We start from the raw sequence: 22,528 nt of genomic DNA, 5'->3' as shown, positions 1-22,528 counted from the left end.
TACGCGTGGAATTTTTTTAGCAAGAAATGGAGGTCATATTACTTCTCAAAAGAGTGTGCGCACACTCTCCCGTTCACTCAGGCGCTAATTGCCGCACATAACAGTGGCCAACGAAAGGATTCTTTCGAGCGGAATCTCTCGATCGAACTACTTTCTACAATTCTCCTGATCGAAGGGGAGAGCGGGCGAAAGAGTAAAGCGGCTAACATCTCCCCTCCTTCATAAGTTTAGTCTACCCTTGCAAAAGATCGCGAGTAGTAATAGCAACGATTAATAATAAATATACTGAACCTTTACCACGGCGATGATCTTCAATTCCCCCGGTTGGATCGGAGTCGGAGCGGCTGCTCCTTCCGTGAGAAGAGCAGCTTGATAAGGTACCGGAGGCGGTTCGATCATACGGGATTGTTCCGTAACTTTTACAGGAGTTCTAACCAGCGTCGCACCTAATGTTCTCGCGATGGTTATAGCCTTGCTTTCAGCATTTTTTATGGCTAATGACAGGGCTTGATTATAGAATATTTCCGGGTTTGCAATTGTGAATTGTATGTCTGACACGAAGTTCGCGCCGATATTGACAGCCGTATCGACAACAAGACCCGTCTGCTCAATTCGGTCTATGTTGACTTGAAGCAGATGCGTCACCCGATAGCCCCGGAAGATTTGAGTCCCGTCTCCATAGTTATACTGTATCTCGATTCTGTATGAGGCTGTTTGAATTTGTTCTCTTCGAATGGCCAGTCTTAACAGAGCGTTAATAACATTTGTTACGGCGGTGGAGTTTTCGCTTTGTGCCGTAGTGAGGGTTGGGTTTTCTGTTATTACACCCAATACGATAACGGCTCTGTCGGGAGCGGCCGAAACCGTTCCTTCGCCGGAAACCTCAATCATGGGCCGGTTATGCTGAGATAAGGAGGCGGCCATCATGGCGGGTGGAGGCAGCGGTTGAGAATAATACATTAACGCAACAATCCTTTCCGTCTCATATTTCGATTCCTGCCGCCGACAACGTTTGCCTCAAGACGTAAGACATGATGTTGTAGCCGAGCACGTTGGGATGAAGTCCGTCATCCGCCAATTCCGCGCGTAACGTTCTTCCGTCACGTTCGGTCATGTAAGAATGATAATCTATATATATATATTGCCCGCTCGTTGACGGCAAGCTGCCGTGCACCCATGGTTAATCCCGGCCGAATAATCGAAAACTGTCCTGGTTGCTTCAAGCGCATCAGCTCTCCTTCCCAACTTGCTTCCGGCAAAAGAAGAATACGGTTCGCTAATGGATATGTGTGTATGGCCGGCTGTATGTGTGACAGGTCTTTTTGGGATTCGAAGGGGAACTTATTCGAAGAGGCAGGTTTTCCCACAGGCGCGGAGAATATGGAGATAGACTTTTGAGCATTAGGAGGATACTTTTGTCACAAACGGATGCGGACTTACTAGAAAGTATCAAACAGGGAGATCGGGAAGCTTTTGCAACTCTTATGAACAAATATGAGGCTATTGCACTGAACTGGGCTCGGGAAGTGGTGAGGGATCATCACCTCGCGGAAGATGCGGTTCAGGAAGCTTTCATACGGTTGCAAAATAAGATTCATAGCCTTCATGATCCCGCGAGCTTTCGTCCGTGGTTTCGGCAAACAGTTCGCCGCACGGCCATCAATATGATTAGAGGAACCGGCAGCCGGTTGGATTTGCAGGCGGAGCTTCCTGAATATGCCGTATCGCTGGACTCGTTTGCCGCCGATCCGCTTCAAGAAGTTCTTCACAAAGAAATGAAGGAGCAATCCTCTGCGGAAATATTTCCGCTTTTGCCGGCAAAGGCGCGTTCCGTCATGCAAGCTTTGGCTGATGAAGATTCCTCTCCGGAAGAAATCGCCGAGCGGCTTCAACTGGCAAAAAGCAACGTATACAACATCATTTCGCGTTCCCGCGCCAAAGCAAACGACGAACGGTTCCGGATGGAAATGGATGCATATTTAGCGGGCCGAAGACGCGCTGCTTTGCCGAAGAGGATGAAGCTGTCGACTCCCGGATTTACCAGACCCTACTCCCTGTTATCCGTTTGCGTATACGAGGCGCTTCGATTCGCCGGAGAACACGACTGGACGTTGACGGATATTACGGGGATTTCCGGGGACGCCTTCCGGTTGAATATTGCCGAGGGCTGTCACTGGCGTGGTATTTCCACTTTCGACTGGAGCTACGCCATGTATCAGACGGTGGAGCGGTTGGGATGGCGAGCGGCTTGTTTCGGCCGGCCGGGCCGCACCGCCGTTTCGCACGAGCAGCAGGTTGAACTGCTGCGAATAATCCATAACTCGATCGACCGGGGCTTACCGGCTATCGTATGGAATTTATCCATTAACGAATTCTCGCTTATATATGGCTATGACGATGAATCGCGAACGATTTTTTGCCGCAGTTTCCGCCATGCCGAAGCTCCGTTTGAATATGAACAACTGGGCAGAAACTGCGAGCAGCCCGGGATATTTGTTGCAGCTCTGGAGAAACGCGTAAACGCTCCGGCTTCAGATAAATCCGTCATTCACGGCATTGTCAGGCATGTGAGGGGTGAGGAGCCGCTCGTTCCAAGATTTGCTTTCGGCCTTAACGGTTACCGGCTGTGGATGGAATCCGCAAGGAGCGGACACCTCGATATGTTGGGACATGCGTATCAGGTAGCCATCTTATCCGAGTCCCGCCATCATGCGGTTCAATACCTTGAGCGGCTGGCGGTATGGGCAAGATCGAAGCATGTGCGGTCGAGCTTGGCTGATGCCGCCGTCTGCTACCGTCATGCGGAGGATGCGCTTCGGCTTTTATACCCCTCTTTTCCGTTCGGTTACGGCGACGGCACTACAGGATCTTTCGAACGGATCGCGGCGGGATTGCAAGAGGCGTTCGAAGCGGAGAAGGAAGCGGCGGTACGCTTGGAGGAAGCTATGGTTTAGAAAAAATTTTTAAAAAGAAGTGATAGAAAATTTCCCCGAGCCGTGTCTACGAGTTGAAACTATAAAACAATATGGAGGTTTTACACATGTCTCACCCTATTGCACCGTACATGCCCACTGTCTTTATCCCGGTGAGCGATTTGAAACGATCGATCGATTGGTACTGCGAGCTGTTGGAAATTCCGGTCCAACCCAAGCAAAACGGAGGCGGAATCTACTACTTTAATCTCGGCGGGACGGACATTATCCTTGACAGCAACATGTGGGGCTATCCGCCAATGATCATGTTCGACACCCCCGATATCGACGCTGCTTACGATTTTTGTAAAAATCAGCAGTTTGCGTTTATAGGAGAGATGTTCCGTCGTCCGGGTGTGGCTCATTTCAGTGTCGGAGGAAATATGGTATGTCAGGCGGAGCATTCTGGCATAATGGATAAACCGGACACCGCTCATCCTCTGCTGAAGCGAATTTGCCGGGTGATCGTTCATGCGGAGCATCAAGGGGAGTCGGAGCGGTGGTACGGGACGTTTCTTGACAAGCCCGCGGAACCGGACCCTTGGGTGGACGGATTAACATCGTTTCGGATGACGCGAGGAGCTCATCTGCTAGTAGACGATAACCGGCTTTGTCAAACGGCAACAGTGCATTACGACAAGCTGCAAATAGACATTCGGGTAAACCCGATTGCGATTATCGAATCGCCGGATCTCGAAAACGCCAGGTCTCATGTATTAGCGAAAGGGGCGGCGAACGTAAGCGATATTGCTGCAAGACTTGGGCTTTCCTTCTTCACTTTCAACGACCCTGACGGAAACGGCCTCATGGTTTGTCAAACAAAATAATGTTCATAACAACCCGGTGATGATCCGGGTTGTTTTTGTGCTAGGATGATGTTAAGACTAATATTTCAAAAATGAAGCGCGGTGAATTATCGTTTGAAGATATTGATCGTAGGTGCGGGATCGCTCGGATTACTCTTTGCAGGAAAGCTATTGTGTGTCGCAGGCACCGAAGTTCGACTAGTAACGCGTACAAGGCAGCAAGCGCAGCTTATTAACCATAACGGCATCATTGTGCATGAGGGCGATGACCGGGAGGTACGTACGAACATTATGTGCACATCTTTCGAGGAACCGATTCATGCCGATGGTCCGTCCGATGGCCGCTTCGACTGGATCTTCCTGATGGTGAAACAGACGCACATCAACGCTGCATTGCTGAATTATGTAATGAAGACCGCGGCGGGCAGCACCAAGCTTCTTTGCTTCCAAAACGGGGTCGGTCATGTAGAAAGATTGGTAGAAGCGAGCATCCCGGCCAACCGTATTTATGTTGCCGTCACAACGGAAGCGGCGAGGAAAGATGTGGACAACGCCGTGGCGCATACCGGCGCCGGAATCACATCAATCGGCTGCGTAGAAAAAAGAGAAGCCCGCGACGCGATGTTCATGTTGGAAAATGTGTTAAAAAGTGCAGGTTTTCACGCGAATATAGCCGAAAACATCGAAACGATTGTGTGGAAGAAGCTTTTGGTCAATTCGGTCATTAATCCGCTTACTTCGATCATGGGCATCCGTAACGGACAATTGCTTTCAAGTCCGCATTGTTTGAAGCTGATGGAGTCTCTGCACATTGAGGCATGTGAAGTGCTGCAGCGGTACGGACTTCATATTTCAGATGAATTGTGGGAGCAACTGCTTGAGGTTTGCAAGAAAACATCGGCAAACTCATCATCCATGCTGCAAGATTTGCTTGCGGGCAGGGAAACGGAAATCGAGTGGATTAACGGGAGTTTAATACGTCTGGCGGCAAAGCAGCATATCAAAATACCTGCTCACGAAGCCGTTTATAACATGGTGAAAGGCTTGGAGCAACTGAAACGTTCAAAGCATTAACAACATGTGCAACTTCTTAATCGAAGCGGTGAAATAAATCTATTCCAACGGTTGACCGTTCAAAGTCGGAGGATCTTCCTGCTCCATCACAGGTCCGAATGCATCGTCAACGCTGCCGGGATTTCCGTCTTGATTCCATGCGTCAAGGGTCATAAATTTACGGTCTCTCCCTTCGTAAATGGAGTCCGTCTTTCGGTATTTTTCCAGGTTCTCCAAGTTATTTTCGTTGTTTTCCATGACGAAATACACCTCGGCTTTTTTTACGAATTAATGTTCCACAATAAGGCATTTAATTATTCAGAATATTTAGGGCCATCATTTTGCTGAGAACATGATACAATTCTAATAAAACTTAAAGATGAGGTGAACGACGATGCCCATGCCGTATCCCCCTTTTGCCAATGTCATCAAAGCCGTGAAGGAACACGTTGTCGATGGAATATGGCTGCGTGATTGGTTGGAAGTAAGCATTAATAAAGAAGCTTCAAACACGGTGTTATATATTTTAATGAACCCAAGCAAGGCGGATCAGGAAGAGTGCGACGATACTGTTGAAAAGCTTCTGAATTTCACAATGGATCAATCGAATGACAAAGACAGCGTGATTCCGGATGTCGGCACGGTTATTATTGTTAACTTGTTTCCATTTTATAAGACGGAATCGAATAAATTATATGAGGTTCTGCTAGAGCTTACCGAGAAGCGCGGCGGATATGAGGATCTAATGAAAGCGAATATGCGTAAAATACGAAAGGCGATTAAGAAATCGCAGTACATCGTACTTGGGTGGGGAGACGCGCCGAAACATGTTGACGAGTGGCATCATCGTGAATTGTGCTCCGGTATTTTGAAAGTATTACATAAATCAGATGACAAGCAAGTTTTTGTGTTTCATTCGACTCGGGAAAAAACCGTTACCAGAAAAAGAAACCCCCGGCATCCGATCATTATTTCGTTAAAAGGACTTGAAAAGTGTAAGATTAAGCCCATGTACACAGTACAGGTCCGCTAATCACGCCGGAAGAAAAAAACTCCTCGCATGTGGAAAAAAGCGAGGAGTTTTTCTATCTAAGCCTCTTGCTGTGGTACATTCGACGAGCCGTCTTTCTGCTGCCCCGCTTTAATCAACCGCTGCTTCATCTCGTCCCTCTTCTGACGGAAATCCTTCAGCGACGCATGCTCCTGCGATTTCTCGTACAGCTTTCTTCTGCCGATCCGGTGCAAATTTTCCGGCACCAAGTTAAATTTTTCGTCTTTCATAAGCGCGATAATTCCGGTGTGCTCCGGCTGTTTCTCGATGCCGTACACTTCGTTGAAATAGTCGTCCGCGCGGCCGGGAACATAATTTTGCGGCTCGGGGTAGCCGACGATGACGCCTTCGTAGTTGCGGAGGATGACCTTATCCTGGCTTTGCGATATCATGTAGTTCGGCTGCAGCGCGATTTTGCCGCCTCCTCCCGGGGCGTCCACAACGAAGGTCGGTACTGCATACCCCGAAGTGTGGCCGCGCAGCGACTCGATGATTTCGAGCCCTTTGGAAACCGGAACGCGAAAGTGACCGATGCCTTCCGATAAGTCGCACTGATAGATGTAGTACGGACGAACGCGTATTTTCACAAGCTCGTGCATGAGCTTCTTCATTATATGAGTGCTGTCGTTAATTCCGGCCAGTATGACCGATTGATTCCCGAGAGGGACTCCGGCGTCGGCCAGCATTTCGCAAGCGCGCTTGGCTTCGGGCGTAATTTCCAACGGGTGGTTGAAGTGGGTGTTCAGCCAGACGGGGTGATACTTTCTTATGATCGTGCACAAATTGTCGGTAATTCGCTGCGGGAACACGACCGGCGCGCGCGTGCCGATTCGAATAATTTCGACATGGGGGATCGCCCGCAAATTTTTCAGTATATACTCCAGAATCGTGTCGTTAATCAACAAGCCGTCGCCGCCGGAAAGCAGAACGTCGCGAACCTCCGGCGTATTTCGAATGTACTCGATCGCATCGTCCATCTGTTTCTTCGGAACCCCCATACCGACTTGACCGGAAAAACGGCGGCGAGTACAGTATCTGCAATACATGGAGCATTGATTAGTCACCAAGAACAGCACGCGGTCCGGATAGCGGTGGGTCAAACCGGGCACAGGGGAGTCTTCGTCTTCGTACAGCGGATCTTCCAAGTCGTATTTCGTCTTCATTAATTCCGCGGACACCGGAACGGACTGCATGCGAATCGGGCAGCGCGGGTCGTCCGGATTCATTAAAGACGCATAATAGGGAGTGATATTCAAGGGGATCGTCTGCGTCGAAATGCGCACGCCCTCTTCTTCCTCCGGCGTCAAATTCACGACTTTCTTCAAATCCTCCAAGGTGCGAATCGTATGCGTCAACTGCCAAAGCCAGTCGTTCCACTGTTCATCCGTCACGTCTTTCCAAAGCTCCACTTGTTTCCAGTGGCGTATTTCCATTGGCGGCACCTCCTGAATTGCTTCCTTCATACATCATTAAGAAGCAAGAAGCGTGCCAAGTCCGAATGTCACAATATCTACTTTTTTTTCACGATGCCGTAACGGTTCATTTTATATTGTAGAGCCTGCCGTTTGATGCCTAAAGCCTGTGCGGCAAGAGTGATGTTATATTCATGATTTTCCAGAGCGTCCATAATCGCTTCACGTTCCATCCGTTTGACCGTATCCGCCAGATTGCCGGATGACGGCAGTGCCGCATGCCGAACGCGCTGAGGCCGGGCGAAGAAGGACGCGCCGGGTATCGAACCGTCATCTTTCAAATAACCCGGCAGATGCTGCGTTTCGATCGTTTCGCATCCGAGCTCCATCATAATGTAGGCGGATTCGATGACATGGCTTAATTCGCGGATATTTCCGGGCCAAGCGTATGCCATAAAGCGGTCCATGACTGACGGTGCGATCCCGGTCACTTTCTGGCCGAACATCGGATTGAACTTTTCTATAAAATGGTGCGCAAGCAGCGGAATGTCTTCTTTTCTTTGCCACAGAGGAGGAAGATACACGTTCACGACATTGAGGCGAAAATAAAGATCGTAACGTAGTATTCCTTTCTCCAACGCCTCTTTCGGTTCCATGTTCATAGCGGCTATAATCCGCACGTTCACTTGCTTCTCGGATAGCCCTCCAACCCGGCGCACCATTCCGTCTTGAAGCACCCGAAGCAATTTCGCCTGAAGGAACAAATCCAAGCTGTTCAACTCGTCCAAAAAAAGCGTACCCCCGTCGGCCTGCTCGAATAGACCGGCGCGATCGATCGCACCGGTGAAAGCCCCTCTGGCCGTTCCGAACATTATGCCCTCCATAAGCTCGCTTGGGACGGCGGCGCAATTTTGGGCGATAAACGGACGGCTTCTGCGGGCTCCCGCGTTATGTATGCTTTGTGCGAACAATTCTTTGCCGGTGCCGGTAGGCCCGCAAATAAATACCGGAGAATTTGTGCGGGCCGCCTTCTTGGCGAGCGTAACGGCAGCCGAGAACGATTCGCTCTTCCCGATTAAATCGCTGAAATGATAACGGGCAGTACCTGTCACTTTTTTGTCTTTTTGCTGCGTTTGGTATAATTGGTGTCTAAGGTCCAAAATTTGATCATGCAGGTGAACGATGCTTGTAATGTCCTTCGCCACTTCCAAGGCGCCGACGACTTCACCGTCTTTAAGCAGCGGATAAGTGCTGTTCACCGTTGTGATCCGTTTGCCCGTTACGTTGACGTATGTTTGTATTTTTTCGCGTATCTCTTTGCCCGTTTGCAGCACCTTGACAAGCGTGCTTGTTTCATCGGTCAGGGAAGGGTAGAGGTCGAAAATATTTTTGCCCATTACTTCTTCTTGCTTAAAACCGTCGATTTCCGCCATTTTCTCATTATAAAATACGGTGTTTCCGACTTTATCGATCAGATGAACGCCTACATCGACGACGCTTAATATCCATTCGAAAACATTGGATCCTAAGTCGCTCCGACCGGGCATGTTGTTCACCCGCCTTACGGATCACAGCGTCATCCCATGTGGGATCGATCCATTATATGCAACCGGTGCTGCAGAGCGAATTTGGCGTTCCTTACGTTCGCGATCGCTTGCCAGATGTTTTTCATACACTCCATATCATTGACATGCGACGCTATTTGGTACAGTGTGTTCAAACTGCCGATCGTCTGGTCTTTGTCTGTCGTTCCGTTCTCGAAGTTTTGCAGCACCCGCTGCTTTTCCAAATGAATGAAACGCAGCGCCTGTTTCCTAATCTTTCCGCAGATGATGTCCTTTTGCTTTACAATTGTCACTTTCAGTTTCAGACTCCTTTCAATGCTTGCTCTTGAAATATCATACATGGTTACAATCACGAAGTTTGTCAAAAACCGCTGTCGGTTTTTATATTTTTTTCAAAGATAAGAGAGGGATGTTTATGATTCGCTTCGGTGTGATCGGAACGAACTGGATTACGGACGAATTTATTAAGGCGGCTGGGAAAATTAACGATTTCTCGTTAACCGCGGTGTATTCCCGCAGCGAAGAACGAGCGGGACAATTCGCCGAAAAGTGGGACATCCCCAATACGTTCACGGATCTCGGCACAATGGCCGCGAGCGATGCGTTGGATGCGGTATACATCGCAAGCCCGAATTCTTACCACGCGCAGCAAGCCATACTCTGCATGAATCATGGGAAGCATGTGCTGTGCGAAAAACCGCTCGCCTCGAATACGGAAGAAGTACGGCAAATGATTGAAGCGGCAAAGAAGAACAACGTCTTATTAATGGAAGCGCTGAAATCGGTCCTGATGCCGAATTTCTACTCGATTGCGGAAAATTTGCATAAGGTGGGGAAAGTGCGGCGGTATTTTGCGAGCTATTGCCAATATTCCTCTCGTTACGATACTTATAAGGCCGGCACAATCCTTAATGCCTTCAATCCGGAATTTTCGAACGGCTCATTAATGGACTTGGGCATTTACTGTATTTATCCCATGGTCGTATTATTCGGAAGCCCGGAACAAGTCAAAGCGAGCGGAGTAATGCTCGATTCCGGTGTCGACGGAGAGGGAAGCATTGTTTTGCAATATCCTGAGATGGATGCGGTCGTTATGTATTCCAAGATAACCGATTCCGCATTGCCTTCCGAGATCCAGGGCGAAACCGGAAATATCGTCATCGACAAGATCAACCAGCCGGAAAAAGTTGAAATTCGTTACAGAGACGGAAGAGTTGAGGATATAAGCGTACCTCAGGGAGCGCGTTCGATGACATATGAAATCGAACATTTTATCGGATTAATTCAAAGCGGAGACGTCGAATCGCCGGTCAATTCGCACTTGAATTCCATGAAAGCGATGAAAATTATGGATGAAGCGAGAAGACAACTCGGGCTTGTGTATCCGGCGGACAAATAGTAATTAAACCTCTTTCGGAGTATTTCAATGTTATAATTGTCATCGTGTATGCTCAATACTATAATTGTTGTGTGAACTTATTGAAGCCATTGTGTTCGTTTCATGTATAATTTAATCATCTAGGCTCGTAGACATACTAACTTTGAAGAATTATAGGTGGAATCAATGATTTTCTTCAATGGCTACAAGGATCTACTCCTAAACGTAGGCATTATATTATTGCCGCTTGTATTTTACCAATACACGATGAAAGACGCCAAATGGTTTCGTGTATTTTCGCTGTACATATTATTTGTCATTCCAATGATTTTAACGATGTCTTCGCCGATCAAAACGATGGACACCGTATATGATTTGCGCGCCATTCCATTAACCATCGGATCGCTTTACGGCGGCGCTCTGACATCATTGCTGCTGTACATAAGTTTGATCGCGTATCGTTTTTCGCAGGGCGGGTTGAATTTAGCCGATTATATTATTGCGCTTTCTCCCTCGTTTATTCTCGTATTTTTCGCCGTCAAAATATATAGCTCTCTTCGTTTCCGCAATAAAGTCCTCGTTTCGATATTCATATGTTTTTTTATTCGGCTCACTGCATTGTCCATCTATCAAGCTTTGGGAGGCAAATCCGCCCAAACGCTGCTCCAAGTCTTGCTTTCCTCGCTGCCCCTCTTTATAACGCAAAGCTTTCTGACCGGTTTTTGCGTATACATCATTGAATCCGTGAGAAAGAACAAGCAGCTGCAAGCGGAAGTGATCAGAACGGAAAAAATTAGGATTGTCAGCGATATCGCCGCATCCGTCGCTCATGAAGTAAGAAATCCGCTTACGGCGGTAAGAGGCTTTATCCAATTATTAAGCGAAAACGATTTGTCCGAGGAAAAGAGAAGATCGTACACCAGAATATGCTTGGAAGAGCTGGACCGGGCGCAGCATATCATATCCGATTATCTTTCTTTGGCGAAACCGGAGCACGATCATATAGAGTATTTTGACATAAAGGGCGAATTTCAATATATAACCAGCATACTTGGCTCTTATGCAAATTATCAGACCGTGGAAATTCACAATTATGTCACGGAAAGCGTTACCGTTATCGGCAGCAAATCGAAATTCAGGCAGGCGATTATCAATTTCGGTAAAAATTCGATAGAGGCGATGCCCGACGGAGGAATTTTGGAATTCCGCAGCCAGATCGTCAACAATGAACTGCAATTGCTGCTGATCGACTCCGGCATCGGCATGACTTCCGAGCAAATCGGCAGGCTCGGCACTCCGTTTTATTCGACTAAGGAAAAAGGTACCGGGTTAGGGACTATGGTGTCGTACAATATCATTCGAAATATGAAAGGGAAAATTGAAGTGGCGAGCAAGATCGGAACCGGCACTACTTACACAATTACATTGCCGCTTCCTTCGTGAGGCATGAGAAATCCGCAGGCAGAAATAACTGCGGATTTTCCTTTGTGTTTATACACTAAATCGTTTATAGTAAGGGGCGACTTCGTTCTAATAGACAGGAGGAGCCGCTGTGAGAAAAGAGATGATCGAAGAAGTTACTCTTCTTAGAGGATTGGCATTCCTGGCCATTACGCTTCAACACTGCATCGGCGAATATATTTATCGTACCGACATTGAGGCGCAAGACTCTATTATGTTGGCGATGCTGTTTCATTTCACGCGGTACGGGACGCCGACGTTCGTCTTTCTATCGGGATTGATTCTTTTCTACAACTATTATGAGAAGCTGAACTATGTTTCTTTTATGAAGAAACGATTCACGGACATTGTCGTGCCGTTCGTTATTTGGACCGTCATTTATTGGATTTTTGCGAAAAGCGGCCGGATTTTTTCCGCGGAGGCTTTGACGGAGCTGGGCAAGCAGCTGATTTTGCCCACGCACGGCTATCATCTGTGGTTTATTACGATGATATTTCAATTTTATGCGTTGTTTCCTGTTTTTGTTTGGGGTGTGAAATGTTATCAAGAACGGATTCTAGCAAAACTTAGGGACGAGAACGTGGAGCGGGCCGTCATTTGGACGATTGCGGCCGGCGGCGTCTTGTTCGGCGTCTTGCTATGGTTATCCTACTATGTAATACCGGGTATGCCCGAAGGCATCTGGAAATCCATTCTCCAATTCCGCGACAAGTATGTGCCGTTCCATCTGTTTTATTTCCTGATCGGCGCCGTCGCCGCGTTGGGATTGCCGGTTTGGCGTTCGTATGCGGCACGCTTGCTGTTGGCATCCGCGATTTTGTTTGCCGGAATGTATGTATGGCTTGGGTACGAGGTGCTGTCTCATTCGATGGAACGGATGAATTTGAACGTTGCCACGTATTTGAAGCCTTCGACATTCGTACTGATTGCGGTTCAACTGTTTTTGCTTTACGGCTTCACAGTTATTGTGAAGGAACGCGGAGGCATTGTCCGAAGAGCGTTAATGTTTATCGGCACGTATTCGTTCGGCGGATTTCTGGCTCATGCGCTCATCCTCGGACTCGCGGCAGGATTTACGCGTCCGATGCAGCTGGCCGGTTATCACTTGCATGCGACCGTATTGACGTTCCTGTTTGTCGCCGCCGCCTCGATCGCATTGGCGAAGCTGCTCAGCCTGCTCCCGTTCGGCAAATGGCTCATCGGCTCTCTCGGACCAATAAACGATCGTCCGCACGGAAAACCGCAGTCGTCCGCAGCAGCCGATCTGCGGCGCTGCAGTGAAATAATAATAGTGAAATAATAGTTGAAATGTTTGCTGAAAACAGGTAAAATATGTAACCTCTCTTGATTTTCAAGGGAGGTTTTTTGGATTGGAACATGATAATACGGGGGGGACGCATCTGTTGGATTACGAAACCGAGCTCGACCGCGAACGGAAGCATCTAGGAAGTATCCGGGAGCATATCGAACGGCAGATTCAAGCAAGCGGCGCCGATATTAAGCTGACGGACGATTTCACGGAGCTGGCGCTTAACGTTCTTCGCACGAAGGAGGTTGAACAGCTTCGAAAATCGCGCGTTCGTCCTTACTTCGCCAAGCTCGATTTTCTGGAGAAGGATCAGCCGTATCCGGAACAAGCGTACATCGGTAGATTCGGGCTGTATGAGCGTTCCACCATGGAGCCGCTCGTCCTCGATTGGCGCTCTCCGATGGCAAACCTGTATTACGAGCATAGCTTTACCGATGTGCCCGTCGAGGTGAAGCGCGGTTCAAGCCTTCGATTCGACGTCGACCGAAAGCGGCAGTTTGAGATGGAGAACAACGAAATTGAGCGTTTCTTCGATATGACGGCCGCGTCCGGCACGAACCGCCTTCTACTTGAGCGGCTGCAGCAGCGGGGAGAACAGAAGCTGCGTGACATCGTGGAGACGATCCAAGCGGAGCAAAACGCGGTTCTCCGGGCTGACGCCAGACAAGCATTGATCGTTCAAGGCGCGGCCGGCAGCGGGAAGACGACGATCGCTCTTCACCGGCTTGCATTCTTGGCTTACTCCTACAGAGACCGCGGCACCTTCGACAACTTCCTCATCATCGCGCCTAACCGGCTTTTCATCGATTATATTTCAGACGTGCTTCCCGACCTCGGCATTGAGGGCGTCGTGCAGACTACATGGGAAGATTGTTTAATACCCTTCATCCCCTTACCGAAGAAATACCGTTTCACCGATACATCCGCAAAGACGGCTTTGTTTCTGGAGCATGGTTCTTCAGGGAAAGCCGGCCTGCCGCACAAGCCCGAAACGATCCTGCAAGCATCGAGACTGCGCGGGTCGATGGCAATGAAGAAGCTGCTTGACGATTTCATAGACAAGCGTGTCGGTCAGATGGTGCCGGAGCTCGATCTCGTCCTGAGCAAAGCGCACCGGATGCAGCACCGGGAAATCCAGCGCAAGTTTCATACGGATTTCAGACATTATCCTTACATGCAGCGGCGCAAACGGCTGCTCACCGTCCTCAAGCAATGGAAGGAAGACTGCTTAAAGGAAGCGGTGCAAACGTTGGAGTCCCGGATCAAGCAAGGCGAGTATGCGGCGACGGAACGGCGGGTGGCGGAGGTGAGGGAGCAATACCGCCGTAAGTTTGAGGAGTATTGCGAGAAGGTGAAAGGTGTGGAGATTGCGTCCTTTTACCGGAATATCGTCTCAAAGCCGGCCAACATCGCCAAACTGATTCAATACGCCGGAGCGGACTTCGCGCATTACGATGCGGAGCGGATTGCCGCATACTTCGCGGACCGCAAAGAGACGCATCCTTATGAGCTCGAATGGGAAGATATCGCGTCGGCGTTTTACTTGTCGTATCGATTCTACGGGCTGGGGAAGACCAAGTCGTACAGCCACATTATTGTCGACGAAGCTCAAGATTTCGCGCCGTTTCAGATGTTTGCGCTGCGGTTGTTGTCGTCCGGCGGGTCGATGACGATTCTCGGCGATTTGGCGCAATCGATATATCCGTACCGCGGTTTGACGAACTGGGACGACCTGCGGGAAGGCGTGTTCGAAACGGCCGTATCGATTGAGCGTCTCAAGAAGAGCTACCGGTCCACGGTGGAAATTATGACGGCTGCCAACCGGGTGCTGCGTCATTGGGACAATCCGCATATTACGCCGGCGGAGCCGGTGCTTCGGCACGGCGATGAGCCGAAGACGGAGCGGTTCGCTTCGGAAGACGAGGCCATGCGGGCGGTCGCCGCGTTGGCGGAACGGCTTGCGCACGGAGGCATGCCGAATATCGCCGTCATTGATAAGACTGTGGCTCACTGCAAATCGGTGCACAAGAAGCTGACCGGGCTTGGGGCCGACGCGCGGCTTATCGCCGGCAAAGACACTCGGTATGAGGGCGGTATGAGCGTCGTTCCGATCTATTTGAGCAAAGGGATGGAATTCGACGCGGTTATCGTATTAAACCCGTCCGCGGCGGTTTACGACAGCTCGCGCCCGGAAGACGTGAAGCTGCTGTATGTCGCGATGACGCGCGCTTTGCACCGCTTGTATGTTTACCATTGGGATGAGCTCAGCGGACTGTTTGATTCGCTCTAATAAGGACGCCGGTCAGGCGTTCTTCTTTTTTTGCAGCATAGAAAGAGGCAAGACTTTCTTTAGATTTTCGCAACATGTTCGAATAGGGAATGTTTTATTGACCGGCGAATAATTATTGTACATCTTGTTGACGGGAGGTTAGACGGTTCAGGGTAAGATCGGTTGCATTATATCGTACAAGGAGGCAACCGAAGGTTGTCCGCGAAGGTAATATACGAAGCAAGGAGGAATTTCTTTGAAGAAGCTTATCTCGGTACTCATGGTGTTTGCGATGATTTTGGCGCTTGTCCCGGCTATGTCCGCAGGCGCATCGGATGCGCAATCCTTTGTCGTTGTATTCAAGAAGGAGTCGCTTACGAAGGAATCGTATGATTTGATTAAGGAAGCGGGCGGCACGGTAACGTATGAAGTTCCCGAAATCGGTGTGCTGGAAGCAGCAACAACAAATCCGGCGGCTTTTATTAAATCGCTGCTGAAGAACAACTCCATTCAAAGCTTGGCGCCATCCTTCGAACTCCCGCTAAGTTTGCCGGAAACAGCGGCCGAAACCGAGCAACCGGCAGCGTCGCTTGCCCCGGTGCCGGCGGATCAAAGCATTTGGGGTACGGGTTGGCAGTGGGACATCGAACAGGTGACAAACAACGGCGCCAGCCACGAAATCTCAAGCGGAAGCAAGGATGTTGTCGTCGGAATCATCGATTCCGGAATCGACTTCAACCATCCGGACTTGAAAAACAATATTGTTCCGGGGTCGCAAACGTTCGTTCCTGAGACAACAGATGCGTTCGATTACAACAGCCACGGAACGCACGTTGCGGGAACGATTGCGGCGAACGGCCGGTTGAAAGGCGTTGCGCCGGAGGCAGGCGTTCGCTCCTATCGTGTATTCGGAGCAACGGGCGGAGCGCAGCAAATTTGGATCACGAAAGCGATCGTGGCTGCGGCGAACGACGGTGTGGACGTTATTAATATGAGTTTAGGCGGTACCCGTATTGCCGGTCAGTGGTATTATACCGATCCTGAAACCGGGGAAACGATCAGGCTCGGGAACGATGCGGCGGATCTCGTCGCGTACCACCGCGCCGTGCAATATGCGGTGATGAACAACGTGACGGTGGTCGCAACCGCAGGCAACGACGGTCAAGACTTGAGCAATCCGGCGAAGCTGACGGATTGGTATAACGCTTATCTGAAGGCGAACGGCCTCGTCGATTATAATGTACAGGGCGCGGCGTTCAAAGTGCCGGGTGAAACGCCGGGTATCATAACCGTGTCGGCCACAGGAGGCGGTTTCGGAACGTCGGACCGCATAGCGTTCTACTCCAACTATGGGCAAGGCGCGGTCGATCTGTCGGCACCGGGTGGAGATTTGGGACCCGATTATCCGAACAGTGTGCCGGCCGATTACTACAAATATTTGATTCTTAGCACGATTCCGACATATTTGCGGCCTTCATCGACCGCAAAAGCCGTATTCGGTGAAGGTCACTATGGGTGGAAAGGCGGCACATCGATGGCTGCTCCGCAGGTAAGCGGCGCGGCCGCAGCGTATATCGCCCGCGTGTATGCGGCAACCGGCAAGAAGCCGTCGCCGTCGCAGGTTCAAGCCCAATTGAAGAATACGGCTGTTGATGCAGGCAAGATCGGATACGATCCTCTCTTCGGCAGCGGTATTGTGAACGCTTATAAAGCATTGACGGAATAAGCTGCTAATGTTGGACATTCCCGATTGTTTGTTCAGTCGGGGGTGTTCTTTGTGTTTGCGCGGCACGATGTACTTGTCTCCGGAGTGAGCATGTACTTGTCTCCGAAATGATCAATGTACTTGACTCCGGGATAAACGATCTGCTTTCTCAGGCATAAATAGCATATTATCCGCGAATACGGGTTCCGGAGTTATGGTGATTGTTCGTGTCGAGGGAGGTGTGCCGGGGAGGTCGTCAAAAAGCGGTTCGTTTGGGTGACGATCGGAATCCAAATACGAGCAGCGCTAAAAATCCTGATGCGATATGAGTCCGGCGGGCATCCGATTATCGTTACTTTAGTCAGTCCCTTACTTAAGGCCGAATTTGGACGACCGTTCCAATCGGCACGATTCGGGCCAGCTCTTCGACTTCACGGTTATACATTCGCACGCATCCCTTGGAAACTCTCTTTCCGATCGAAGACGGGTCGTTCGTTCCGTGTATGCCGTAATGCGGTTTGGACAAGCCGAGCCAGTACGACCCGTATGGGCCGCCCGGATTCGGGGCCTTGTTCACGATCGTAAACCGGCCCGTCGGGGTGGCCGCCGCGAGTGTGCCGATTCCTACGGGGTAAGTTTTTTTCAACACGTCCCCGTCGTATAGATACAATTTGCGCTCGGACAAATCGACGGTAATGCGGTATCTGGACATAGGATCGTCTCCTTAGCGGTCTCTTCTCATGTTATATATATGTCAAAAGGCCCTGGCAGGCATGGGTTCTTCGTTTTAATCGTAACAGTTACGATTTACTTGACGCGGAGGGTGGAATTGTTCTACATTAAGTATATAAATCGTAACAATTACGATTAAGGTCGAAGGAGTGACGTACATATGAATACAAAGAAAGTGCCGGTAACCGTGTTAACCGGTTTCCTGGGAGCTGGTAAGACTACGCTGCTGAATCATATTCTTACCGCCGAACACGGGTTCAAAATTGCGGTCATCGTGAACGAATTCGGAGAGGTGGGCATAGACAATCAGCTGGTTGTAGGAGCCGACGAAGAAATATTCGAAATGAACAACGGCTGTATTTGCTGTACGGTCCGCGGCGACTTGATTCGAATTTTGGGAGATTTGATGGATGCGAAGACAGGGAAGTCAGACCGCAAAGTCGATTTCGACCGGGTCGTGATCGAGACGACGGGATTGGCCGATCCGGCCCCTGTCGCACAGACGTTCTTCGTTGACGAAGAGATGGCGGAGTTTTACGATTTGGACGCTATCGTTACGGTAGTGGATGCGAGGCATGCGGACCGGCATCTTGATGAAGGACATGAGGCGCAGGAGCAGGTGGCTTTTGCCGACGTTTTATTGTTGAATAAGACCGATCTTGCCGATGCCGGCGAGCTTGAGAGATTGGAGCAGCGGCTTCACAAGATGAACCCGGCGGCGAAGATTTACCGGACGCAGCGGTCGAACATTGAACTTGAGAAGGTTCTCGGGATTCACGCGTTCGATTTGGAACGCAAGCTTGAGGTCGATCCGGGCTTCTTGGAAGAAGAAGATCATGAGCATGACGATGAAGTCGGGTCGATCGCGCTGCGGGAGGAGCGGCCGCTTGATCTGAACAAGCTGGAGCGGTGGTTCGGGGAATGGCTTTCCGAGCATGGGCCGGACACGTTCCGTTATAAGGGAATATTGAACATACGAGGAAGCACGCACCGCGTCGTGTTCCAAGGCATTCACATGCTGTTCGAGTCGAGTGCGGACCGCCAGTGGAGGGACGGTGAGGCGAGAAGAAGCGAGATCGTAATCATCGGGCGCAACTTGGACGAGGAGTATTTCCGTAACGGGTTGGCTGATTGCGTGGCCGTATGATCGATCTTGCGGGTGTCAAGAACCACGTTCTGTTGTGCAACGGCGATAGCTGCATGATTCGGGGCGGAGAGGAACTGACGCAGGCGTTAAGAGACGAGATTGCATTAGCGGGAGCGCAGCGTTCCATCCATACGACCCGGACTCGCTGCAACGGCCACTGCGCCGACGGATGCGTCGCTATTGTGTACCCGGCCGGCGTATGGTACGGGCGCATGACGCCGGAGGACGGAAGGGCGTTGGTTCGTCGGTTGAAGGCCGGGGAGCATTTGGACAGTATGGCGTTTCACAGGATGTAATTAAAATCCTTCGACAGTTAGTCGAAGGATTTTTTGTACGGCTTCATGCTAACGGAAAACATGCAGACAGCGCCTTCACGCCGGAGTATAATACTACTAAGGTGTTAGAAAAAAAAGAGGAGTGACAGCAGTGCGGGAAATACCCGAAGCATACATTCGAGCGAATCAGGTCGGTGTCGTGTTCTCCGTCGTATTGGCGATGGTGTTACAGCTTCCTGTAATTGTTTTGGTATTATGGGCGGTTCAAACGGCCGGTTTGCTGACAGGCGGCAAAGCGAACGTGTTTGTGCTTGCGGCAAAACCGTTCATCCGGCGCTGGGTGAACCCGAAGCATACACAATCTGAAGAATTGGCCCGGTTCAACAATTCGTTATCCGTGTTGTTTTCGACATTGGCTGTCGTATGCTTTTACTTATTTCAATGGAATACCGCCGGTTATATCATCGCCGGCATTCACGGCGCCGCGGCATTCGTTGCGGTTTGCGGCTTCTGTGTCGGGTGCTTCGTATATTTCCATTACAAGCAATTGAAGCACCGGATGTCGAAGGGATGATGTTTATCGCGGACTGCCGGGACCGGCGGTCCGTTTTTCTTGTCAGGCAAAATAGAGGAAGTACAGGGCGCTATTGAGCGGTTTTTCGGGAGACTACGCACACAAGAGGAACTACAGGGCTCTATTCCGGCGCAAAGCAGTTACAAACAAGGAGTTTCGTCATATTAAGTCCCTGTACTTCCTTTATTTCGCCGGCTGAATCCCCAGAATGCCAAATAGAGGACTGGACTTCCTTTATTTTACGCTGCGGGGAAGGCTGGGGCAGTCGGGATGTGGCAGTTGAGATCGGGCAGTTGAGCTGTTGCGGTACGGTTTACCATATGTTATCATTAGTGTTAGCTTTGTTTATTCGAATCGAGGAGGTGTCAAAATGTTGCAAGTCGCCGAGCGTAGCAAGTGGTCCCAATTTTGGGTGCATCAAGCTACGATTGTATTCCGTTGGGACGTGAACGGGAGAAGTGTGTCTTTTTTCGGCGAATGCAACGTTTTGACCCTGTAGAGCGCGAACCTCGGAACGGCATGTAATGATGCCGTGTCCGGTTTAAGTTCATGCGGCTATGTAAGCCACGGGTGAAGGGTTGCCTTTTGCCTGTGGCTTTTTTGCGTTCTTGTTGTACCCAAAATTTTACAATTAATCGAAGGTGATATATATGTTATTGTGTGCGGCGGAGAAAATGAGCAAGATGTGGGGTGGGACGCCCGTTTTTCAAGATTTGTCGTTGGAGATTCATGAGGGGGACCGTGTCGGTCTGGTTGGGCCGAACGGCTGCGGCAAGACGACCGTACTGAAGTTACTGTCGGGAGCGGAGCCGCCGGACGGCGGATCGATACACTATAAGAAAGGCAGTCAAGTCGGCCTGCTGGCGCAAATTCCGGAATTCGGCCCGGCTGTTACGGCGATGGAAGTGCTTCTGGAGGCGTTCGCGGATCTGTTGCGGATGCGCAAGCGGATGGCGCAGCTGGAGGAGGATATGGCCAACCCGGATCCGTCTGTCATGGAGAAGGCGCTAAAGGAATATGGGGCGGTGCAGGACGCATTTTCGGCAAACGGCGGCTACGAGATGGACGCGAACCTGTCGCGAGTTGCGGACGGGCTCGGAATAACCGGTTTGCTGCATCAGCCGTTCAGCAGCTTGAGCGGCGGCGAGCGGACGAAGGTGTGCTTGGGGCGGATTCTTTTGCTCGGGCCTGATTTGCTGCTGTTGGACGAACCGACAAACCATCTGGATTTGTTCGCGGTGGAGTGGTTGGAGTCGTATTTGCTCGATTACCGGGGCAGCGTATTGATCGTTTCGCACGACCGCTACTTTCTGGACCGGGTCACGAATAAAATATTCGATATGGAGGGCGGGTCGGTCGACATATATCACGGCAATTACTCGTACTTCGTCGAAGAGAAGGAACGCCGGTTGTTGGTTGAGTTTGCGGCTTATCAAGAGCAGCAGAAGAAGATCAAGAAGATGGAAGAAGCGATCAAACGGTTTCGGATGTGGGGCGCGCAATCGGATAATCCGAAATTTTTCAAAAAAGCGGCCTCGATGCAAAAGGCGATCGACCGGATGGAGAAGCTGGACCGGCCGGTTCTTGAGCGCAAGAAGATGGGTCTGACGTTCGAGCCGGAAGACCGCAGCGGGAAGGATGTCGTTGTGATGGAAGGCGTCGGCAAATCGTTCGGCGGCGGAAGTGACGACTGCTTCGGGTGCGGCGCTGTCAAAATGTTATACACGAACGTCAACATGCTGGTGCGTTACCGGGAGTCGGTGGCGATTGTCGGCGAGAACGGCAGCGGGAAATCGACTCTGCTGCGCATGGTGACGGAAGGTTTGGAGCCGGATGCCGGCAAAGTGAAGATCGGCAGCAACGTGAAGATCGGATATTTGGCGCAGCACGATTTGTTTTCGGACGAAGAGATGACGGTGATCGGTGCATTTCGGGATACGGTGATGGTGGAAGAGGGAGTGGCGCGCCATTTGCTCGCGAAATTTTTATTTTACGGCGCTTCCGTGTTCCGGAAAGTGAAAAGCTTAAGCGGCGGCGAGCGGATGCGGCTTAGGCTGGCGCAGCTTATGCATCAGGATTTGAACGTGCTTGTGCTTGACGAGCCGACGAACCACTTGGATATCGATGCACGCGAAGCGTTGGAGGATGCTTTGAAGTCGTTCCCCGGCACCATTATTTGCGTCTCTCACGACCGGTATTTCTTGAACAAGTTGTTTCCGGTGACGTTTTGGCTCGAAGAAGGGACGCTTACGCGTTACGAAGGGAACTACAACGAGGCGAAAAGGAAGCGCGAAGAACGGTTGGCCCGGGCTGAACGAGGAGGATCGGTTACTGCGAAGGCGGCGGTGACTGGCGCCGGTGAGCGGCGAGTTGCGGAGCGCGTAAGCGGAGGCGACCGGCGGGTTGCGGAACGAGTGAACGGCGGCTTGCGGCGGAATACGGAGCATGTCGGAGGTGGCGATCGGCGGGTTGCGAAACATATGCGAGGCAAAGGGCCGGCGGAGGATGCCGCGAAATCGCTCGCCCGGCTGGAAGAGGATATTGCGTCGATTGAACGAAAGATTGCGGTGCTTGAGAGCGCGATGATGCAGGAGTCGGACGCGGGGAAGCTGACGGCGATGCACGGCGAGAAGTCGCTGCTTGAGGCGGAGCGGGAACTGCTGTACCATCGATTAGGTTCGTTATAAGTTTCTGTTGAGGACTCCTGGTTAAATAGCGTACTGTCTGGCGACCGTTATTGCGGAGTCCTTGGCCGGTAATGAGGACATGGGAACTACGGGTTTATTCTGCTGATTTCCCAGCTTTGTACTGGGGTCGCA

20 protein-coding genes are annotated in these 22,528 nt (G+C 50.6%); 13 read left to right on the top strand and 7 right to left on the bottom strand.

Annotated features, from left to right (window positions below; translation table 11 throughout):
- Window positions 1-270 precede the first annotated feature (270 nt).
- Complete coding sequence (locus JET16_RS12180) at window positions 271-960, bottom strand: SIMPL domain-containing protein (RefSeq protein ID WP_199616253.1); 690 nt, start codon at window positions 958-960, stop codon at window positions 271-273.
- 22 nt (window positions 961-982) lie between these two features.
- Window positions 983-1,162: an SGNH/GDSL hydrolase family protein gene (locus JET16_RS12175; RefSeq protein ID WP_199616251.1), complete on the bottom strand. Its 180-nt coding sequence runs from the start codon at window positions 1,160-1,162 to the stop codon at window positions 983-985.
- 253 nt (window positions 1,163-1,415) lie between these two features.
- Between JET16_RS12175 and JET16_RS12170 the strand changes: the two genes are divergently transcribed.
- The 3 genes from JET16_RS12170 to JET16_RS12160 all read left to right on the top strand — a co-directional run bounded on the left by JET16_RS12170 (window position 1,416) and on the right by JET16_RS12160 (window position 4,852).
- Window positions 1,416-2,954 carry an RNA polymerase sigma factor gene (locus tag JET16_RS12170; protein ID WP_199616249.1) on the top strand — a complete coding sequence of 513 codons (1,539 nt, stop codon included), beginning with the start codon at window positions 1,416-1,418 and terminating at the stop codon, window positions 2,952-2,954.
- A gap of 86 nt (window positions 2,955-3,040) precedes the next feature.
- Window positions 3,041-3,799, top strand: coding sequence for a VOC family protein (locus JET16_RS12165; RefSeq protein WP_199616248.1), 759 nt, complete (start codon window positions 3,041-3,043; stop codon window positions 3,797-3,799).
- 93 nt (window positions 3,800-3,892) lie between these two features.
- Window positions 3,893-4,852, top strand: a complete 960-nt coding sequence (locus JET16_RS12160; protein ID WP_199616247.1) for a ketopantoate reductase family protein — start codon at window positions 3,893-3,895, stop codon at window positions 4,850-4,852.
- Between the two features lie 39 nt (window positions 4,853-4,891).
- Here the strand turns inward: JET16_RS12160 and JET16_RS12155 are convergent, their stop codons facing one another.
- Complete coding sequence (locus JET16_RS12155) at window positions 4,892-5,089, bottom strand: hypothetical protein (RefSeq protein WP_199616246.1); 198 nt, start codon at window positions 5,087-5,089, stop codon at window positions 4,892-4,894.
- A gap of 136 nt (window positions 5,090-5,225) precedes the next feature.
- Here JET16_RS12155 and JET16_RS12150 point away from each other — a divergent pair, with 136 nt between their 5' ends.
- Window positions 5,226-5,864: a DUF1643 domain-containing protein gene (locus tag JET16_RS12150; RefSeq protein WP_199616245.1), complete on the top strand. Its 639-nt coding sequence runs from the start codon at window positions 5,226-5,228 to the stop codon at window positions 5,862-5,864.
- Between the two features lie 56 nt (window positions 5,865-5,920).
- Here the strand turns inward: JET16_RS12150 and kamA are convergent, their stop codons facing one another.
- The 3 genes from kamA to JET16_RS12135 form a co-directional block, all read right to left on the bottom strand.
- On the bottom strand, window positions 5,921-7,315 hold the full coding sequence (kamA, locus tag JET16_RS12145; protein WP_199616244.1) for a lysine 2,3-aminomutase: 1,395 nt from the start codon (window positions 7,313-7,315) through the stop codon (window positions 5,921-5,923).
- A gap of 77 nt (window positions 7,316-7,392) precedes the next feature.
- A complete protein-coding gene (locus JET16_RS12140; protein ID WP_199616243.1) occupies window positions 7,393-8,841 on the bottom strand; it encodes a sigma-54 interaction domain-containing protein in 1,449 nt (482 codons plus the stop codon).
- 29 nt (window positions 8,842-8,870) lie between these two features.
- Window positions 8,871-9,152 (bottom strand): hypothetical protein, encoded by a 282-nt coding sequence (locus JET16_RS12135; RefSeq protein ID WP_199616240.1) that lies wholly within the window; start codon window positions 9,150-9,152, stop codon window positions 8,871-8,873.
- A gap of 122 nt (window positions 9,153-9,274) precedes the next feature.
- Here JET16_RS12135 and JET16_RS12130 point away from each other — a divergent pair, with 122 nt between their 5' ends.
- From JET16_RS12130 to JET16_RS12110, 5 genes are all read left to right on the top strand, one after another.
- The gene (locus JET16_RS12130; protein WP_199616239.1) at window positions 9,275-10,258 is read left to right on the top strand and encodes a Gfo/Idh/MocA family protein; all 984 of its coding nucleotides are present in this window, start codon (window positions 9,275-9,277) and stop codon (window positions 10,256-10,258) included.
- Between the two features lie 165 nt (window positions 10,259-10,423).
- Entirely contained in the window at window positions 10,424-11,680 is a 1,257-nt protein-coding gene (locus JET16_RS12125) for an ATP-binding protein (RefSeq protein ID WP_199616238.1), read from the top strand.
- Window positions 11,681-11,789: 109 nt separating this feature from the next.
- Window positions 11,790-12,998 (top strand): acyltransferase, encoded by a 1,209-nt coding sequence (locus JET16_RS12120; RefSeq protein WP_199616237.1) that lies wholly within the window; start codon window positions 11,790-11,792, stop codon window positions 12,996-12,998.
- A gap of 70 nt (window positions 12,999-13,068) precedes the next feature.
- Window positions 13,069-15,297 (top strand): HelD family protein, encoded by a 2,229-nt coding sequence (locus JET16_RS12115; protein WP_199616236.1) that lies wholly within the window; start codon window positions 13,069-13,071, stop codon window positions 15,295-15,297.
- A gap of 235 nt (window positions 15,298-15,532) precedes the next feature.
- On the top strand, window positions 15,533-17,002 hold the full coding sequence (locus JET16_RS12110; RefSeq protein WP_199616235.1) for a S8 family serine peptidase: 1,470 nt from the start codon (window positions 15,533-15,535) through the stop codon (window positions 17,000-17,002).
- A gap of 352 nt (window positions 17,003-17,354) precedes the next feature.
- Here the strand turns inward: JET16_RS12110 and JET16_RS12105 are convergent, their stop codons facing one another.
- Window positions 17,355-17,693: a L,D-transpeptidase gene (locus tag JET16_RS12105; protein WP_199616234.1), complete on the bottom strand. Its 339-nt coding sequence runs from the start codon at window positions 17,691-17,693 to the stop codon at window positions 17,355-17,357.
- A gap of 180 nt (window positions 17,694-17,873) precedes the next feature.
- Here JET16_RS12105 and JET16_RS12100 point away from each other — a divergent pair, with 180 nt between their 5' ends.
- The 4 genes from JET16_RS12100 (at window position 17,874) to abc-f (ending at window position 22,396) form a co-directional block, all read left to right on the top strand.
- Entirely contained in the window at window positions 17,874-18,860 is a 987-nt protein-coding gene (locus tag JET16_RS12100; RefSeq protein ID WP_199616232.1) for a CobW family GTP-binding protein, read from the top strand.
- Window positions 18,845-19,156, top strand: coding sequence for a (2Fe-2S) ferredoxin domain-containing protein (locus JET16_RS12095; RefSeq protein ID WP_407673132.1), 312 nt, complete (start codon window positions 18,845-18,847; stop codon window positions 19,154-19,156). Before JET16_RS12100 ends, JET16_RS12095 begins: the two co-directional genes overlap by 16 nt.
- A gap of 130 nt (window positions 19,157-19,286) precedes the next feature.
- Window positions 19,287-19,709, top strand: coding sequence for a DUF4395 domain-containing protein (locus JET16_RS12090; RefSeq protein ID WP_199616230.1), 423 nt, complete (start codon window positions 19,287-19,289; stop codon window positions 19,707-19,709).
- Between the two features lie 674 nt (window positions 19,710-20,383).
- Entirely contained in the window at window positions 20,384-22,396 is a 2,013-nt protein-coding gene (gene abc-f / locus JET16_RS12085) for a ribosomal protection-like ABC-F family protein (protein ID WP_199616228.1), read from the top strand.
- The last annotated feature ends 132 nt before the right edge of the window (window positions 22,397-22,528 follow it).

Origin of the sequence: Paenibacillus alkalitolerans (genome assembly GCF_016482785.1) — a bacterium.
Taxonomy (GTDB): domain Bacteria; phylum Bacillota; class Bacilli; order Paenibacillales; family YIM-B00363; genus Paenibacillus_AE; species Paenibacillus_AE alkalitolerans.
This window is presented reverse-complemented; position numbering and strand designations above follow the sequence as displayed.

Excerpts from the sequence above, each read along its gene's own strand:
- JET16_RS12140 (WP_199616243.1), bottom strand. The coding sequence starts at position 8,841 with ATGCCCGGTCGGAGCGACTTAGGATCCAATGTTTTCGAATGGATATTA.
- JET16_RS12150 (WP_199616245.1), top strand. The coding sequence starts at position 5,226 with ATGCCCATGCCGTATCCCCCTTTTGCCAATGTCATCAAAGCCGTGAAG.
- abc-f (WP_199616228.1), top strand. The coding sequence starts at position 20,384 with ATGAGCAAGATGTGGGGTGGGACGCCCGTTTTTCAAGATTTGTCGTTG.
- JET16_RS12125 (WP_199616238.1), top strand. The coding sequence starts at position 10,424 with ATGATTTTCTTCAATGGCTACAAGGATCTACTCCTAAACGTAGGCATT.
- kamA (WP_199616244.1), bottom strand. The coding sequence starts at position 7,315 with ATGGAAATACGCCACTGGAAACAAGTGGAGCTTTGGAAAGACGTGACG.
- JET16_RS12155 (WP_199616246.1), bottom strand. The coding sequence starts at position 5,089 with ATGGAAAACAACGAAAATAACTTGGAGAACCTGGAAAAATACCGAAAG.
- JET16_RS12105 (WP_199616234.1), bottom strand. The coding sequence starts at position 17,693 with ATGTCCAGATACCGCATTACCGTCGATTTGTCCGAGCGCAAATTGTAT.
- JET16_RS12100 (WP_199616232.1), top strand. The coding sequence starts at position 17,874 with ATGAATACAAAGAAAGTGCCGGTAACCGTGTTAACCGGTTTCCTGGGA.
- JET16_RS12180 (WP_199616253.1), bottom strand. The coding sequence starts at position 960 with ATGTATTATTCTCAACCGCTGCCTCCACCCGCCATGATGGCCGCCTCC.
- JET16_RS12130 (WP_199616239.1), top strand. The coding sequence starts at position 9,275 with ATGATTCGCTTCGGTGTGATCGGAACGAACTGGATTACGGACGAATTT.
- JET16_RS12165 (WP_199616248.1), top strand. The coding sequence starts at position 3,041 with ATGTCTCACCCTATTGCACCGTACATGCCCACTGTCTTTATCCCGGTG.